Annotated in this window: 12 protein-coding genes; 7 read left to right on the top strand and 5 right to left on the bottom strand. The window is 41.8% G+C overall.

Features of this window, described 5'->3' with window-relative positions:
• Position 1 precedes the first annotated feature (1 nt).
• Complete coding sequence (gene gspF, locus F947_RS11800) at positions 2–1207, bottom strand: type II secretion system inner membrane protein GspF (RefSeq protein WP_004975948.1); 1206 nt, start codon at positions 1205–1207, stop codon at positions 2–4.
• A gap of 152 nt (positions 1208–1359) precedes the next feature.
• On the opposite strand from gspF, the gene F947_RS11795 reads away from it, so the two are divergent.
• The 7 genes from F947_RS11795 (at position 1360) to F947_RS11765 (ending at position 8888) form a co-directional block, all read left to right on the top strand.
• The gene (locus tag F947_RS11795; RefSeq protein ID WP_004975947.1) at positions 1360–3582 is read left to right on the top strand and encodes a primosomal protein N'; all 2223 of its coding nucleotides are present in this window, start codon (positions 1360–1362) and stop codon (positions 3580–3582) included.
• A gap of 72 nt (positions 3583–3654) precedes the next feature.
• The gene (locus F947_RS11790) at positions 3655–5496 is read left to right on the top strand and encodes a monovalent cation:proton antiporter-2 (CPA2) family protein (RefSeq protein ID WP_004975943.1); all 1842 of its coding nucleotides are present in this window, start codon (positions 3655–3657) and stop codon (positions 5494–5496) included.
• 50 nt (positions 5497–5546) lie between these two features.
• Positions 5547–6422, top strand: coding sequence for an Hsp33 family molecular chaperone HslO (gene hslO, locus F947_RS11785; protein WP_004975941.1), 876 nt, complete (start codon positions 5547–5549; stop codon positions 6420–6422).
• Between the two features lie 258 nt (positions 6423–6680).
• A complete protein-coding gene (locus F947_RS11780) occupies positions 6681–7145 on the top strand; it encodes a DUF2147 domain-containing protein (RefSeq protein WP_004975938.1) in 465 nt (154 codons plus the stop codon).
• A gap of 209 nt (positions 7146–7354) precedes the next feature.
• The gene (locus F947_RS11775) at positions 7355–7816 is read left to right on the top strand and encodes a DUF2147 domain-containing protein (protein ID WP_004975935.1); all 462 of its coding nucleotides are present in this window, start codon (positions 7355–7357) and stop codon (positions 7814–7816) included.
• 382 nt (positions 7817–8198) lie between these two features.
• Complete coding sequence (locus F947_RS11770) at positions 8199–8534, top strand: chaperone modulator CbpM (protein WP_004975930.1); 336 nt, start codon at positions 8199–8201, stop codon at positions 8532–8534.
• 90 nt (positions 8535–8624) lie between these two features.
• Positions 8625–8888, top strand: a complete 264-nt coding sequence (locus F947_RS11765) for an HP1242/YdcH family protein (protein WP_026438326.1) — start codon at positions 8625–8627, stop codon at positions 8886–8888.
• 287 nt (positions 8889–9175) lie between these two features.
• Here the strand turns inward: F947_RS11765 and F947_RS11760 are convergent, their stop codons facing one another.
• From F947_RS11760 to recD, 4 genes are all read right to left on the bottom strand, one after another.
• Positions 9176–10414 (bottom strand): magnesium transporter CorA family protein, encoded by a 1239-nt coding sequence (locus tag F947_RS11760; protein ID WP_004975927.1) that lies wholly within the window; start codon positions 10412–10414, stop codon positions 9176–9178.
• Positions 10415–10637: 223 nt separating this feature from the next.
• Positions 10638–12725, bottom strand: coding sequence for a polyribonucleotide nucleotidyltransferase (pnp, locus tag F947_RS11755; protein WP_171062602.1), 2088 nt, complete (start codon positions 12723–12725; stop codon positions 10638–10640).
• Positions 12726–12986: 261 nt separating this feature from the next.
• Entirely contained in the window at positions 12987–13256 is a 270-nt protein-coding gene (gene rpsO / locus F947_RS11750) for a 30S ribosomal protein S15 (RefSeq protein ID WP_004975922.1), read from the bottom strand.
• An 821-nt stretch (positions 13257–14077) separates the two neighbouring features.
• Positions 14078–15820: an exodeoxyribonuclease V subunit alpha gene (gene recD, locus F947_RS11740; RefSeq protein WP_179943732.1), complete on the bottom strand. Its 1743-nt coding sequence runs from the start codon at positions 15818–15820 to the stop codon at positions 14078–14080.
• Between the last annotated feature and the right edge of the window lie 37 nt (positions 15821–15857).

Genomic DNA, 15857 nt, shown 5'->3' with positions numbered 1-15857 from the left:
TTTAAATCATATTGTTCATATTCACAATTGGCAGCATTACCGCAATCACAATCACCAGTACAATACTCGCCATCAGTACCAACATCAACGGTTCTAATAATGCCAACAGGGTAGAAATCAGTGTGGTCACTTCACGGTCTTGCATGTCTGAAGCACGTGACAGCATACGGTCTAACTCGCCCGAGGCTTCACCACTTTTGATCATTTGTACCATCATCGGTGGGAAATAACCACTGCGCTCTAATTGCGTCGCCAAGTTACCACCTTCAGTGACTTTTTCTGCCGCCAAATTGACCGCATCACGAATGACCCAGTTGTTACTGACCGCAGCACCAATATTTAGCGCATCCACCAAAGGCACACCCGACTGAGTCAAAATAGACAAGGTACTGGCAAAACGCGCGGCATTAATCCCACGTGATAATTTTGCAAATAACGGCAACTTTAAGGTTAAACGGTCAAAGGCATAATGCCCTGCGGTGGTGCGTAAAAAACGCACCAACAACAATACCCCCACCACAGAAGCCACCAGTAAAAACGGCCATGCAACACGAATAAAATCACTGGCTTTCATTAATGCCACGGTGATCCACGGCAAGGCATCTTTGCTCTGATCAAAGGTTTTAACAATATCGGGTACGACATAAGTCATTAAACCCATCACAATCGCAAAAGACATCAGCATTAAAATGATGGGATAAATCATCGCCCCTTGAATTTTTTTCTGCATGGCAAAGCGGTTTTCGGTGTAATCTGCCAATTGTTCCAGAATTAAATCCAAATGCCCCGAACGCTCGCCTGCGGCAATGGTGGCAATATATAAGTCTGGAAAACGCCCCGATTGTTGTAAAGCATTGGCCAGTGAATAACCTTCCAAAACTTTGGAACGCACCGACATCAGCAAATTTTGCACATGGGCTTTTTCACTTTGTTTACCCACAGCGCGAACGGCTTCTTCCAAAGGAATCGCAGCAGCCACCAAAACCGATAACTGACGGGTCAGCAAAGCCAAATCATAGGCGGTGATTTTTTTCTGAAACCATTGTTTGCCACTGTGTTTATCTTTTTGTTCAACGGTATCGACACTGACAGGAATCCATTCTTTGTCACGTAATTGCTGACGGATTTGTCGTGCAGAATCACCCTCTAAAACACCTTTTTGCTGCTTCCCTGAAGCGTCAATGGCAGTAAATTGATATGCTGGCATTGTAATGCTCTAATTTTCCAAAATTTCTTGCAACGCAGTTGCGTCTGACCACTAAAATCATTCATATTCTTAGATATAAATTCTGTGCTCACTCTAACACATGCCAAAGTCGAGCACGAAGCCATTTTTCACAGGACGATACGACTTTTTCTATGCCAGATTCCACTTTAGACCCACAGCCTGTTTATCGTATTCGAGTGGCTGTACCCGTATATCTTTACGACTGCTTCGATTATATGCTCAGTGCAGCACAATATCAGCAAGCAGAAGTGGGCGCGCGGGTCTTGGTTTCTTTTGGTCGGCAAAACTTGGTCGGAATTATTGTCGAAAAACTGGCACTCGACACCCCAATTGATCCACGTTTTAAACTCAAAGCCATTAGCGAACTGTTAGATGAGCAAGCGATTTTAGACCCTAAAGTTTTAACTTTGTTGACATGGTCGGCACAATATTATCAATTCCCGATTGGTGAAGTGATGCAAAGTGCCTTACCTAGCTTATTGCGCCAAGCCAAACCCTATAATTTATTGGCACGTACTTGGAAATTGTTGGATGCACATGCCGAAGCTAAAATTACACGCTCAGAAAAACAACAAGAAGCCTATAAAATTTTAAAGCTGCATCCTTCGGGAACTTCTGAAAATATTTTAAATTTGGCAGGCATTGAAACAGCAACCCTAAAAGCCTTGGCGAATAAAGAAATTTGCGCATGTGTTTTGGAAGCCCAAGATTTTAGCCCAATGCCAGTGACTTTGGCGCAAATGCCTTTAACCCCTAATCCAGATCAGAAAAAAGCCATCGACAGCGTACTTAAAGTACGGCAGCAATATAAGGCATTTTTACTGGATGGTTTAACGGGTAGCGGTAAAACTGAAGTGTACTTACACATCATGCATGAGGTACTAAAACAGGGCAAACAAGTGTTGGTGTTAGTACCTGAAATTGGTCTAACGCCACAAACCATTAGCCGTTTCCAATCGCGTTTTCACTGCCACATCGCCCTCTTACATTCAGGTTTAAATGATTCCAAGCGTTTGCAGGCGTGGCAAGCCGCACAAACGGGCAAAGCCTCGATTATTTTAGGTACACGTTCTGCGATTTATACCCCATTGCCAAATTTAGGCTTGATTATTTTAGATGAAGAACACGACCTGTCTTTTAAACAGCAGGAAGGTTTTCGCTACCATGCCCGTGATGTTGCGCTCTATCGTGCCCATCTGGAAAATTGCCCTGTTATTTTAGGTTCGGCAACTCCAAGCATTGACAGCTATGCACTAGTCGATCAAGGCAAAATGCAATGTCTGGAATTAAATCAACGCGCGGGCACGGCACTCATGCCCAAAATCCACCTGATTGATTTAAAAATTGCCAAAAAACAGCACGGTATTAGCCAACAATTGATTGATGAAATCAAAAAACGCTTGGCTAAAAAAGAACAAGTTTTGGTGTTTTTAAACCGACGCGGCTATGCACCCGTATTGATTTGTGAGAGCTGTGCATGGCAAGCCAAATGCCCGAATTGTGATGCCAACTTTACCTTGCATCATCAACCTTATACACATTTGCATTGCCACCACTGCGGTACGATTCATCGTAAACCTGAGCAATGCCCTGCCTGCAACCATGCAGAACTCAAACCAATTGGCATGGGCACTGCCAAAGTCGAAGACAGTTTAAACGAGCTGTTTCCCAATGTAGATGTGATTCGGGTAGATCGTGACTCAACCAGTCGTGTTGGCAGTTGGCAAAAAATTTATGACCGTATTCAACGCAGCGAACCACTGATTTTATTGGGCACGCAAATGCTGGCCAAAGGGCATCATTTTCCGTATGTGACATTGGTGGCAATTTTAGATATTGATTCAGGCTTACTTAGTGTGGATATTCGCGCACCTGAACGCACGGCTCAACTGATTGTGCAAGTGGCGGGACGTGCAGGGCGTGGTGAGCATAAAGGTGATGTTTATTTGCAAAGTGTGCGTCCTGATCATCCACTTCTCACCACATTGGTCGAGGGAGATTACCGCAAGTTCGCCAAACAAAGTTTAAAAGAACGCAAAGCTGCACAATTACCGCCTTATCGTTACAGTGCTTTGATTCGCTGTGAATCTAAAAGTCAGGAATTAAACCAGCAATTTTTACAACAACATGCACAATGGCTTAGAGAACATTCAGAACAATTAATTGAAATTTGGGGGCCGATTCCTGCGCCAATGGAACGTAAAGCAGGACGTTTCCATGCACACATGGTGTTGTTGTCTAAAGATCGGGCACGCTTACATTTTTATATCAGGAACTGGTGGCAAAATATGTTGCATGAAAAGCCATCCAGCATGAAACTAAGTTTAGATATAGATCCGCAAGAATTTAGCTAATACTGTAAATTGAAACTTAGCTGTATCAGCACTTATTTCAATAATCCACCGCTTTAAACTTTGGATGACCACATGTCCTTATTGTTACAAATAACCATTTTTCTAGGCGCTTCATTGGTTTTGGTTCCCTTACTAAAACGCTTTGGTATTGCGACCGTATTGGGCTATTTGTTTACAGGCATTTTGCTAGGGCCTAGCGTATTCAATATTGCCAGCGACCCCGATGATATTCAGGAACTGGCAGAATATGGTGTGGTGTTCCTGATGTTTATTATTGGCTTAGAACTGCGTCCACAACGGCTGTGGGAAATGCGCAAGCCCATTTTTGTTTTGGGTAGTTTACAGGTCAGCATCACGGGTATTCTACTTGCAATCTTGGCTTTTTTTGCCTTACAGCAAGGCATTGCCTCAAGTGTGGTGATAGGTTTTGCACTGGCACTTTCCTCTACAGCCTTTGTGCTACAAATGTTGCAAGAAAAGCAGCAACTCAACAGCAGTTATGGACAACAATCCTTTTCCATTCTGCTGTTTCAAGATATTGCCGCCATTCCTTTAATTGCCATCATTCCCATGTTAGCAGGTGCAGAATCGACTCATCATAGCATTGCTTATTTTGCTGCAATCATGGCGACCTTTAGCGGTTTGTTCTTATTTAGCCGTTATCTCATGCGTCCATTTTTTCGTTTTGTGGCTAAAAGTGGCGCACATGAACTGATCACTGCTGTCGGTTTATTCATTGTACTTGGCGTGGTCAGCATTATGGATGTGCTGGGCATTAGCACCACCTTAGGTGCATTTTTAACAGGCGTATTGTTGGCAGATTCCGAATTTAGACATGAGTTAGAAGCCAGTATTGCCCCATTCAAAGGCTTATTGCTAGGCTTATTTTTTATGACCGTCGGGATGAGCACCGAACTGGCAATCTTAATGAATACCCCTTGGCTGATTGTAGGCGGTGCATTGCTGCTCCTGCTCATCAAACTGATTAGCCTCACGGCCATTGCCCGTTATTTCCAATATTCTTGGCGCAATAGTTTGTTGTTGGCGACTTGCTTGGCACAAGGCGGTGAGTTTGCCTTTGTGGTGCTCAGTGTCGCACAAAGTGAAAGTGTGCTCAGCCAGGCCATGCTGCAACCACTGACCTTAATTGTGACTTTGTCGATGGTGTTGACCCCAATTTTATATTGGTTGATGAGCAGTCAAATTATTCCTCGCTTAGAACGTGAAAAATCGCCTGAATATGACGAAATTCCCGATACACATCACCCCATGATTATTGCGGGTTTTGGTCGTTTTGGACAAATTATTGCCCGTGTGGCGTACTTGCAGCATCTGCACTTTACTGCCATCGACAGCAATATGGATAAAATTGATTTTGTGCGGAATTACGGCGGTAAAGTCTATTATGGCGATGCCACTCAACCTGAAATTTTACGTGCCGCAGGCATCGAGCATGCCAAAATCTTTATTCTAGCCATTGATGATATTGAAGACTCAATGAACGTGGCACGGCATATTCGCCTGAATTATCCAGCGCTAAAATTACTGGTACGCGCTCGTGATCGTCATCATGTGCACTTATTGCGCGATTTAGGCGTTACCTATATTTGGCGTGAAACGTATTTATCCTCTTTAGGCATGGCCTATCAGGCTTTGCGCGATTTGGGCATTAATGAAAAAGATGCCTATAAAAGCATTGAGTTGTTCCGTGATTATGATGAACAACTCTTGGCACAACAGCAGCACATTTATACCGATGAACAAAAAGTATATGAAACCCATCGTAACGCTTTGGCAGAACTGGAACACCTGTTTGAAAGTGATGCACAAAACCGTGAAATGCCCTTGGGTGTCGATTTAAAACGCGGCTTGCATAGCAGTCATATTGATGTAACACGTGATGCAGCAAACTGACTTGTGTTTTACAATATTGCCACCATTAAAACAGGGTTATGGAGAATTTTATGTCTGATTTACGCCAACGCTTTTTTATTGAAGATAGCCCTGTTCGTGGTGAAGTAGTTCATCTCGAAGAAGCTTTGCAAACCATTTTGAAACAACGTGATTATGTGCCTGCGGTACAAGTGTTGTTGGGAGAAATGCTTTGCGCCACTGCCCTACTGGCCAGTACCCTAAAAATTAAAGGGCGTATTAGCTTACAAATTCAGGCATCTGGCACATTTAAATGGGCCATGGCGGAATGTAACCACTTGGGTGAAGTGCGTGCGTTGGCAGACTACGAACAAGACCCGCGCTTTTTAAGCGCTGAAGACAGCAGTACCGTCCTGAAAAGTTTGGTCAGTCCTGTACTGTTTATTAATATCGAGCCTGAATTTGGTGAGCGTTATCAAGGTATTGTGCCTTTGGACAAAGCCAATTTAGCTGAATGTTTAATGCAGTATTACGACTTATCGGCACAAATTCCAACTCGTATTGTGTTGGCAAGCAATGCCGAACGTGCGGGCGGTTTGCTGATTCAATTGTTGCCGCGTAACAGTGAAGAAGAACAACAACGGGTCGATGAAGATTTATGGCCGCGTGTGACCATGCTGACTGAAACCTTAAAAGCGGAAGAATTGACTGATTTAGACGTCAATGAAATTTTGTACCGTTTATACAATGAAGAACAAGTGCGTTTGCCTGAAGTGGAAGCCTTACGTTTTGGTTGCACTTGCTCCAAAGAGCGCTGTGCCAATGCCTTAATGCAAATTGGTGTTGCTGCGGTACGTGAAACTTTGGAACATCAGAACCCTATTACTATGGATTGTCAATTCTGCAGCACACAATATAGCTTTAGTGCCGAAGAAGCCTTAGGTTTATTTGGAGAACATCTCAGTTAAATGGCATGGTGAATACCATGATTAATATGTGATGCAATGCTGAAAATTCATCAAAAATGAGCAGTACATTCTGCTCATTTTTTATTTACGTGATGACCATCGTCAAAACCTATTATTTTATTACTTTTCATGTGATTAATTTCACAAAACTTTCATGCAATTACTAGAAAATACCGCGTAAATTGGGTATAAATAATCCCATATTTTTTTTATGCCTTTATATATTTTAGGCTGCTTCTTCTCTGGGATATTGATTTTATGAACACCCTGTTCTTTTCTCGTTTAGCATTCATCAGCGCGATTTGCTGTTCAAGTTTAGCTTATGCAGCCAATGCAGACCCACTTTTGGGCAAATGGAAAACATTAGACTACCGCACAGGTTTTTCATTGTCTGACGTAGTCATGAGTAAAGATAAACAAGGTGCGTATGCCGCTACGATTATAGAACTACGTGCGGTTCCTGGCGCACCGCGTTTGGAAAATTGCACACTCTGTACGGGTAAAAATAAAGATAAGCCACTGTTAGGTTTTGTGCCATTAAGTCACTTAAAAGCTACGCCAAGCAATCAAATTGAATTTTATGAAGGTGACTATTTAGACCCGCGCACAGGTAAACAATATAAAACTCGTGCACGTTTAAGCAGCAATGGCAAACATTTAACCCTTTATAATGTAGACCTTGCCACCAATGCCAGCCGCAAAATGACGTGGGTGAAATACTGATTTTATTCCTCACCAATGCGATAAAAGCTGTGTTCTGCACACTTTTATCGGAATGATTAGATTTAAATTACCAACTCCATAACACTTATATCTTTTCCTGCCTGACATCTCACACTGCTCAATTTGCTTGTTTATTACATTCTTGCTATAAAACCCGAAATAGAATTTTTACTCTATTTTTTAAAATAACAATTTTGGGGATGCTGTTCATGAAAATAAATTTCAGAGGGATTTTTGCGGGTTTCGTTTTAACAACCCTCTCAAGTGTTGGCTTTGCAGAAAGCGATCTACTGGTCGGTAAATGGAAAACCATTGATGATCGCACAGGTTATTCACGTGCCGATGTCGAAATTCGCAAAAAGCCAGATGGCACTTATGAAGGCATTATCGTGGAAACCCGTAATATTCCGGGTGCAGAAAAAATGGTGATTTGTAGCAATTGTCCAGGTAACTTAAAGAACAAGCCTTTTATTGGCTTGCCATTTATTTGGGGCTTTAAACAAGATGCTAAAAACCCACGTGAATTTAACCAAGGTCATGTTTTAGACCCAATTGGCGGTAAAGTTTATAAAGGCAAAGCTCGTTTAAGCGCTAACGGTAAGCGCCTCACCTTACGTGGCTATGTAGGTGTTTCAGTGATTGGTCGCAGCGTGACTTGGGTAAAATACTAATTCCAAAAACTAAGATATTGATTTACAGGGTTCTTTTTAAAGAGCCCTTTTTATTACCAAATTTTGAAACAATCCTTTTAAACACCGTACGACCGTTCAATCCAAAATATTGAAATAAAGGATGGCATTGAATAAAAAATAGACTAATATCTATAAGACATCTATACGCACAAGCCAAATTGACACATCAATATAACAGGCGTGAGCACAGCAAAGGGTTGGCTGAATTTCACCAAAGGAATACAAATAAAAGATTCTATTACAGCGTACACAGGCTAAATTAAAGAGAATCACTTATTGGATATCCACCAATTATTGATGTAAAGCAATCCCTCATTTCAGGCGAGCCAACTCGTTTGAATTCGATCAGAAGGAGTATGCCATGACCACTATTTTATATCGTGAAATCACTTCAGACGGACAGCACACAGAAATTATTGAAGAATTTACCCAGTTAGATTTAAAAAAATTTGCCGAAGCGTGTGGGCAAAGCCCTGAATGGGTCTTACAACTTTTAGAATATGACATCCTGCCTTCCCGCCCTGCCGAACGTATCCACCAATTTTTTGGTGAAGATGTCAGCCGTGCACGCCAAGCCTATCGGCTGCAACGTGATTTTGATGCCAGTTTTTCAGCTGTCGCCATGATGCTTGACCTGATTGATGAAGTACAAAAATTACGTAAAGAAGTTAAACATCTGAATTTTCAACATAGTTAATCCTCACGCTCTAGCTGTGTGATTCATCACCTTGCTAGAGCGTTTTTCTTTCTATGCCCGTAAATTTTTTTGATGAGAATGATCTACACAATGAAAACTAAAGACTGCAACAAGAAGATTAAAAATATGTTTCCTGAGTTTCGTGATTTAATTCAGGGATTACGCGACAGCAATCCACATTTTTCAAAAATTTTTGAAGATCACGAACAGCTAGACCGTGAAATCAGCCAGTTAGAGCTTGATCCTGTGCATCAAATTAATGATGACATTGAAGCGCTGAAACGCAAAAAATTAAGACTAAAAGATGAAATGTATCACTTGCTGCGTAATGCACAAAATGATCAATTGGCTTAAAAATACATACAAGTCTGAACTGCAAATCCTCATACGATCAAATGCAGGACACAGCAAGAAAAGACAAAAAGCAAAACAAGATGGCGTATTCAAGTCTGAAAACAGCATTCAAAAAACTGCCATCTTGAGCTAAGTGTCTGCCTATCTGGTTCAATCTATGGATAAGCTTATCAGTCCTATGGATAACTTTTGAGGTCTGTGGACAACTTTTATCAACGAATTATCTTGTGACATATATTGGATGTGGAACTCAATTTATCACCACATCTGCAAGTCTATGTTCTGGATTATTTAATTTTAGTCAGTTTTTCGACTTCTTTAATGGTGCCTTTCACGGTTTGCTTAATGGGTTCATAGTCTAAAAACCAAAATAAATTCATGGGTTGGTCATTATGTTGCTGTGCCAACATATCAATCACACTTTTTTCACCCAGACCGACAAGGTGCCTACGATAAAAATAATACAGCAACAACAAAGTAGTCATCACCATTACCCCAAGCATGATCCAAAAGGCCTGTGCGTGTTTCAGCCCCGGCATAAACTCAAAGTTCATACCATACACCCCTGTAAATAAAGTCAAAGGTGCAAAAACTGCGGTAATGATGGCTAAAATCCGCATGTTTTCATTGGTCTGGTTGGCAATAGCAGAAAAATGCAGATCAATTGCGGTTTGCACTGCAGAGCGTAAGCGAATGGTATGCTTTTGAATTCGTTCAATGTGACTGGTCAAATCATCCAAACGTACCAAAATAATATCCTGCCGTTCACTACGTTTTTTGCCACGTAAATGTGGGTAGTTATCGACAATTTCATCACGCAATTCCTGCAAGGCTTCTATTTGCTCTTCACATAAATTTTCAACTTGCTGAAACGCCATATTTTCTTGCAGCAATTGATGCCAACGGGTAAAACGACGATGTCCCTGCAACAACTCTTGTTGCCAATATTCCACACGGCGGGTTAGCGGCATGCGAATATCCAAGTAATCATCCGCTACCAAATTCAGTAAACGCAACGTTAAATCTAATGGTGTTGCTGCCAGTTTGCGTGCTTTATTCTGTTCTTCAATCGGGCGTTGTACCGCTGCTTCCACACGTGACAAATAGCTTTCCATGACTTTATTGCCCTGTTCCCGCACACTAATCAAAATCTGCGGTGTCATAATAAAGCTCATCGGCGTAGTGGCCAGTCCAAAAATCCGTTCATGTTTCTCCCCGACTTGTTGCCCTGTTGCAATACGGTCTTCGGGTGTGATCAGTTTACGGAAAATCAATAAGTCATAATCATCTAAAGTATCAAACGCACATGGATGCTCTATATTTAAAATATCGCGCACATGATATTCATTGAGCGATAATTGACTGTACTGAAAAATCTCTTGTTGCCACTGTTCTGCACGGTTAAGCACATCATCACGGGTGCAATCAATCCAGATAAATTCAGGCTCAAGCCCTTCAATTGGCTGTTTTTGCACATAAATATTGGTTTTATGATTGGTATGCAGATAAAAATAATAACTTTGCATAGAACGGGCACTCTATTTCAGTTTTCTTGTACGGTTTTTTGAGATTTTAAGATGTACTCAGTTTAAGCATGGATCAGGCTTCTTTTCAAATACATGCTGTAATTTATGCCGCTTTTCATACAACAAAGATGGTTTGTACGATGCAACAAAATTTTTAGCATAAAAAAACCCGCATTCAGATTGAATACGGGTTTTTTGACCATTTCAGATCATCAACACAGCATTACGCTTGTTCGATATCTTTCATAGTTAATTTGATACGACCACGGTTGTCTACATCAGCAACCTGTACTTTCACTTCCTGACCTTCTTTCAACACGTCTGCAACGTTGGCAATACGCTCATTTGAAATTTGAGAAATGTGAAGTAAACCGTCAGTACCCGGAAGGATATTTACGAACGCACCGAATTCAACAATACGGATTACTTTACCTGTGTAAATTGTACCCGGCTCGATTTCAGCAGTTAAAGCCTGAATTTTTGCAACAGCAGCTTGTGCAGCAGCTTTGGTTTCACCAAATACGCGCACTGTACCGTTGTCTTCAATATCAATTGCCGCTTTAGTTTCTTCAGTAATTTGGCGGATGGTAGCACCACCTTTACCAATCACGTCACGAATCTTGTCTGGGTTGATGTTAATCACTTGGAAAGTTGGTGCATGCATTGAAATTTCTGGACGCGCACGTGAAATCACTTGGTTCATTGCATTTAAGATATGCATACGACCTGCATAAGCTTGGTTTAATGCAACTTCCATGATTTCTTCAGTGATGCCTTCAATCTTGATGTCCATTTGCAATGCAGTAATACCGTTGGCAGAACCCGCAACTTTAAAGTCCATGTCGCCAAGGTGGTCTTCATCACCCAAAATGTCAGAAAGTACAGCGAAACGCTCGCCTTCTTTCACTAAGCCCATTGCGATACCCGCAACTGGTGCTTTCAATGGAACACCTGCATCCATAAGTGATAACGATGCACCACAAACAGACGCCATAGAAGATGAACCGTTTGATTCAGTGATGTCCGATACGATACGAATCACATACGGGAAGCGATCTGCTGCAGGAAGAACTGCTTGCACACCACGACGTGCCAAACGACCATGACCAATTTCACGACGTTTAGGGCCAGATTCACGACCTGTTTCACCTACTGAATATGCAGGGAAGTTGTAGTGCAACATGAAGTTGTCAGTTTTAGTACCCGATAAGGTATCAACCATTAAGGCATCACGTGTATTACCTAAAGTGGTGGTAACCAAAGCCTGAGTTTCACCACGGGTAAACAATGCAGAACCGTGCGCACGGTCTAGAACGCCAACCTGTACGTCAAGCGCACGAACGGTTTTGGTGTCACGACCATCAATACGTGGTTTACCAGACAAGATGTTGTCACGTACGGTACGGTATTTAAGATCTTCAAAGAGTTCGATCAAGTCATCTGCAATGCCAGTTTCGTCATTTTCAGGAACGAATTGCGCAACTGCTTCTGCTTGAAGTGCATCTAATGCAGCATAACGGTCTTGTTTGATCGCAATGGTGTACGCTTCAGAAATTTTTGCTTCAAACGCTTCTTTTAGTTTTGCACGAAGGTCTTCGTTTTTCTCTGGAGCAGTCCAAGTTGACTCAGTTGCACCTGCAGCCGCAGCAAATTCTTTGATCGCTTGAATCGCGATTTGCATTTCGTCATGACCGTAAAGCACTGCGCCTAACATTTGGTCTTCTGAAAGTTCTTTTGCTTCAGATTCAACCATCAATACAGCAGATTCTGTACCTGCAACCACAAGGTCAAGGTCAGATTGCGCCATTTGTTCAAAGTTCGGGTTAAGCACGTATTCGCCGTTGATTAAACCCACACGCGCCGCACCAATTGGGCCACGGAACGGTGTACCTGCAATTGCAAGTGCAGCAGACGTACCTAACATTGCAGCAATGTCAGCTTCCATGGTTTTGTCAGAAGATACAACAGTCGCAGTAACTTGAATTTCGTTGTAGTAACCTTCTGGGAACAACGGACGAATTGGACGGTCAATTAAACGTGAAATTAAAGTTTCTGCTTCAGAAGCACGGCCTTCACGCTTACCATAACCACCTGGGATACGACCTGCAGCATATTGTTTTTCTTGATAGTTAACAGTCAGTGGGAAGAAATCTTGACCCGCTTTTGCTGTTGGTTGAGCAACCACTGCAACCAATACAGTCACGCCACCCATAGTAATCATTACCGTGTTGGCTTGACGCGCTACACGACCAGTTTCAAGTACAACTTGGTGCTGACCAAATTGGAATTCTTTACGAATAATATTAAACATCGACATGTTTTATTTTTTCCTAGTTCTTGTGAACAATTATTCTCGTGGAGACCCCTAAGGTTTGGCATTCACAATACAATTGTTTAGGTAAATGACAAAGCTTAGAAGCCGACCTCACTCGAATGAAACACGATTTTTAAACACAAAGAAGGAGCGAATCATTCGCCCCTTCCACTGATCTAGCCAAGGCTAGATATACTTTAGTTTTCAGTAATACAGCATTCAACATGCAATAGTCCGAAAATAAAAGCTTAAATCGAATTAACGACGTAAACCTAAAGCAGCAATCAATGCGCTGTAACGAGTCACATCTTTGCCTTTAAGGTAGTCAAGTAACTTACGACGTTGGTTAACCATACGGATTAGACCGCGACGGCTATGGTGGTCGTGTTTGTGCTCTTTGAAGTGACCTTGTAAGTCATTGATTTGAGCAGTTAAAAGCGCTACTTGAACTTCTGGTGAACCAGTGTCGTTTTCAGCACGAGCAAATTTAGCGATGATCTCTGCGCGATCTGCGTTTGTTAAAGCCATTCGATTTCTCCGAGATGCTTAATAAAAAGATTTGATACCGATCAATTGATTGCTCAATTGACTGCCGTGCATCACTACAGCAAGGGCATTATTTTAAGGCAAAAACGTGCCGATTGCAAAACAGAACGACAAACAAGCACTTTTAATTTTGAGATGTACCAATAAAAGTATGATTTATGCTAAGGGTATACACATCATGTTAGGTATAAAGTGTCTAAGGAAAATAAATATACAATTGTATATGATTGATAATATGTAATATTTTGCCAACTGCTTTTCATCCACTGGAATATTTTGCCGTTAAAATAAAACAGCCCGAGCATAGCTCGGGCTGTTTTTTGCGCTGTAGTTTCTTGTCTTATTATTCTTATTGTCTTGTTTATTGTGGTTATTTGCGCGTTTTCGCGTCTTATTCTCTGAACATTCCTGTTCTTGCTTTCACGTCCTTGTGTGGTAGATTTTGCCACAATACTAAAGTGAAAGAAGTCGTATTTCTCGTATCTGTTTGTAAGCTTTTTCTTACAACAGGTAAGCATTGTCAGCATTTTGCAAATCACCCAAACTTACAGGCATAAAAAAGCCCTGTAGTCTCTCCCAAAACTACAAGGCTTAGCGGCTGTAAGTTTCCTCTTCTCACTCACGTCCTGTCAGTTCGCTGTCTTTCGACATTTATCGTTATTATTCTGCGATTATGCTCAACTATCCCTATTGAGCTTTTTATGTGAAGTCATCTTCTCAAAAAGATCTTGAAATCTCTATGCGCAAATTTCTCGAATCAATGTAAGCCATTTCGTACAAAACCATCTCTTATTCAGTTTTACTTAACAATCCAAAGCGTCATTAATTCTGGCTAATAAACCACTGCTGCGACGGGTACGAATCATCAAAGCTTGCTGCAAAGCTTGCGCATCAACCAACAAACTTACGACTTTTTTAGCACGGGTAATGGCAGTGTAGATCAGCTCCTTACTCAGCAAGTTTTTTGCCGCAGCATCCAACACCACAGCTGTATGAGTAAATTCAGAACCTTGCGATTTATGAATAGTAAGTACAAATGCGGTTTCAATATTTTTAGGTAAGCGTGTTGCAGGCACCCACTTATTTAAACTTGGAAAATATACTTCAAACTGGCGCTGATCATTCTGCTCTCGCATAAAACAGATGCCAATATCACCATTCGACAACCCCAGTTGATAATCGTTATAGGTCATCATGACGGGGCGTCCTGCATACCAATCGCCATGTTTGGTTTGTTTTAACTGTTGCAACAAGCGTTTTTCAATCTGCAAATTCAGTTGTTGTAAACCCAAATGACCATGACGAATTGCGGTTAAAATACGGTAATCATCAAATACATTCACCACATTCTCAACATGCGCTTGAAATGCTGTACTTGATTGTTCCAAGCCCAAAGTATGTGCTTTTAATACCGCTACATAAGCCTGATAACCATACATCAGCTGATCATAATAATGTGCTAAATCTTCCACTGAAATTTGCCCATTTTGCTGAGGCAGATATTGCAGTTGTAAGGCATCTATTTCAACTTGCTTAAATTGAATTGGCTTTAATTCACCTGCTGCTACGACTTGCTGTTCAAAATCAGCCAAAACCTCTGCAGGAGAATGTTCTTGCTGAATAAACTTCGCTATTGCACCAATTTTTGCACCTTCAGCAAAACGACGTGTGGTCACTAAATTGACACGGTTATTTGCGAGTTCAGGCACTTGCTGTAAATCGGCCAATACTGTACCGACATCGACTGAAGCCAATTGATTGGCATCGCCCAACAGAATTAAACGTGCCTGCGCAGGAATGGCAGCCAATAACATCTGTGACAGGCTTAAATCCAGCATCGACGCTTCATCGACCACAATCACGTCATAAGGTAAAGGTTGTTTGGCGTGAAAACGTGGCTTGCCTGTATTGCCCAGACCCAATAAACGATGCAACGTCACAGGTTGTAATTGACGCAAGGCATCGACATTAAACGCTTGTAAAGCTTGACTATTCAAAGCATTTTGCAAGGCTTCCTGCATCCGCTGTGCTGCCTTGCCTGTTGGTGCAGCCATCGCAATCCGAATATTGGGTAAAGCTTGATTAAGCACCGCAACAATATGCGCCAAAGTATAGGTTTTTCCTGTACCTGGCCCACCAGTGATAATACTTAAACTTTGAGTTGCCGCAGTCTGTAACGCTTTTTGCTGCTGTGGATCTTGCAATAAATTAAGCTGTTCGGCTTGTAATTCAAAGGACAAAGGCGGCTGCGCCTGAATCCGTAAAATATCGCTAGCAACCTGATGTTCCAGTTTCCAGTAGCGATACAAATACAAACGCTGCCCATCAAATACAAACGGTGCAATTTGTGGATCAGGATTTAAAGCGCTACGCTGCAAGTTCATGTGCAAATGTTGCAATGCCGCCACTTGTTCTGCGGTTGCAGGAATACAGCTATCCCCTTGCTGAATAGCATCGAGTACCTGTTGCATCAAAATTTGCGCTGAAGCATCAAAAGTGACATTGCTAAATGGCGGCTGACATAGGTAATCCATCCACGCCTGCATTGGCGTTTGAGCTGAATTTAAGTGAATATGCTTGTTT

Origin of the sequence: Acinetobacter towneri DSM 14962 = CIP 107472 (assembly GCF_000368785.1) — a bacterium.
GTDB lineage: Bacteria > Pseudomonadota > Gammaproteobacteria > Pseudomonadales > Moraxellaceae > Acinetobacter > Acinetobacter towneri.
Note: the sequence above shows the minus strand (reverse complement) of the source record. Positions and strands in the feature narration are given on the sequence as shown.

Excerpts from the sequence above, each read along its gene's own strand:
- gspF (WP_004975948.1), bottom strand. The coding sequence starts at position 1,207 with ATGCCAGCATATCAATTTACTGCCATTGACGCTTCAGGGAAGCAGCAA.
- F947_RS11795 (WP_004975947.1), top strand. The coding sequence starts at position 1,360 with ATGCCAGATTCCACTTTAGACCCACAGCCTGTTTATCGTATTCGAGTG.
- F947_RS11790 (WP_004975943.1), top strand. The coding sequence starts at position 3,655 with ATGTCCTTATTGTTACAAATAACCATTTTTCTAGGCGCTTCATTGGTT.
- hslO (WP_004975941.1), top strand. The coding sequence starts at position 5,547 with ATGTCTGATTTACGCCAACGCTTTTTTATTGAAGATAGCCCTGTTCGT.
- F947_RS11780 (WP_004975938.1), top strand. The coding sequence starts at position 6,681 with ATGAACACCCTGTTCTTTTCTCGTTTAGCATTCATCAGCGCGATTTGC.
- F947_RS11775 (WP_004975935.1), top strand. The coding sequence starts at position 7,355 with ATGAAAATAAATTTCAGAGGGATTTTTGCGGGTTTCGTTTTAACAACC.
- F947_RS11770 (WP_004975930.1), top strand. The coding sequence starts at position 8,199 with ATGACCACTATTTTATATCGTGAAATCACTTCAGACGGACAGCACACA.
- F947_RS11765 (WP_026438326.1), top strand. The coding sequence starts at position 8,625 with ATGAAAACTAAAGACTGCAACAAGAAGATTAAAAATATGTTTCCTGAG.
- F947_RS11760 (WP_004975927.1), bottom strand. The coding sequence starts at position 10,414 with ATGCAAAGTTATTATTTTTATCTGCATACCAATCATAAAACCAATATT.
- pnp (WP_171062602.1), bottom strand. The coding sequence starts at position 12,725 with ATGTTTAATATTATTCGTAAAGAATTCCAATTTGGTCAGCACCAAGTT.
- rpsO (WP_004975922.1), bottom strand. The coding sequence starts at position 13,256 with ATGGCTTTAACAAACGCAGATCGCGCAGAGATCATCGCTAAATTTGCT.
- recD (WP_179943732.1), bottom strand. The coding sequence starts at position 15,820 with ATGCAGGCGTGGATGGATTACCTATGTCAGCCGCCATTTAGCAATGTC.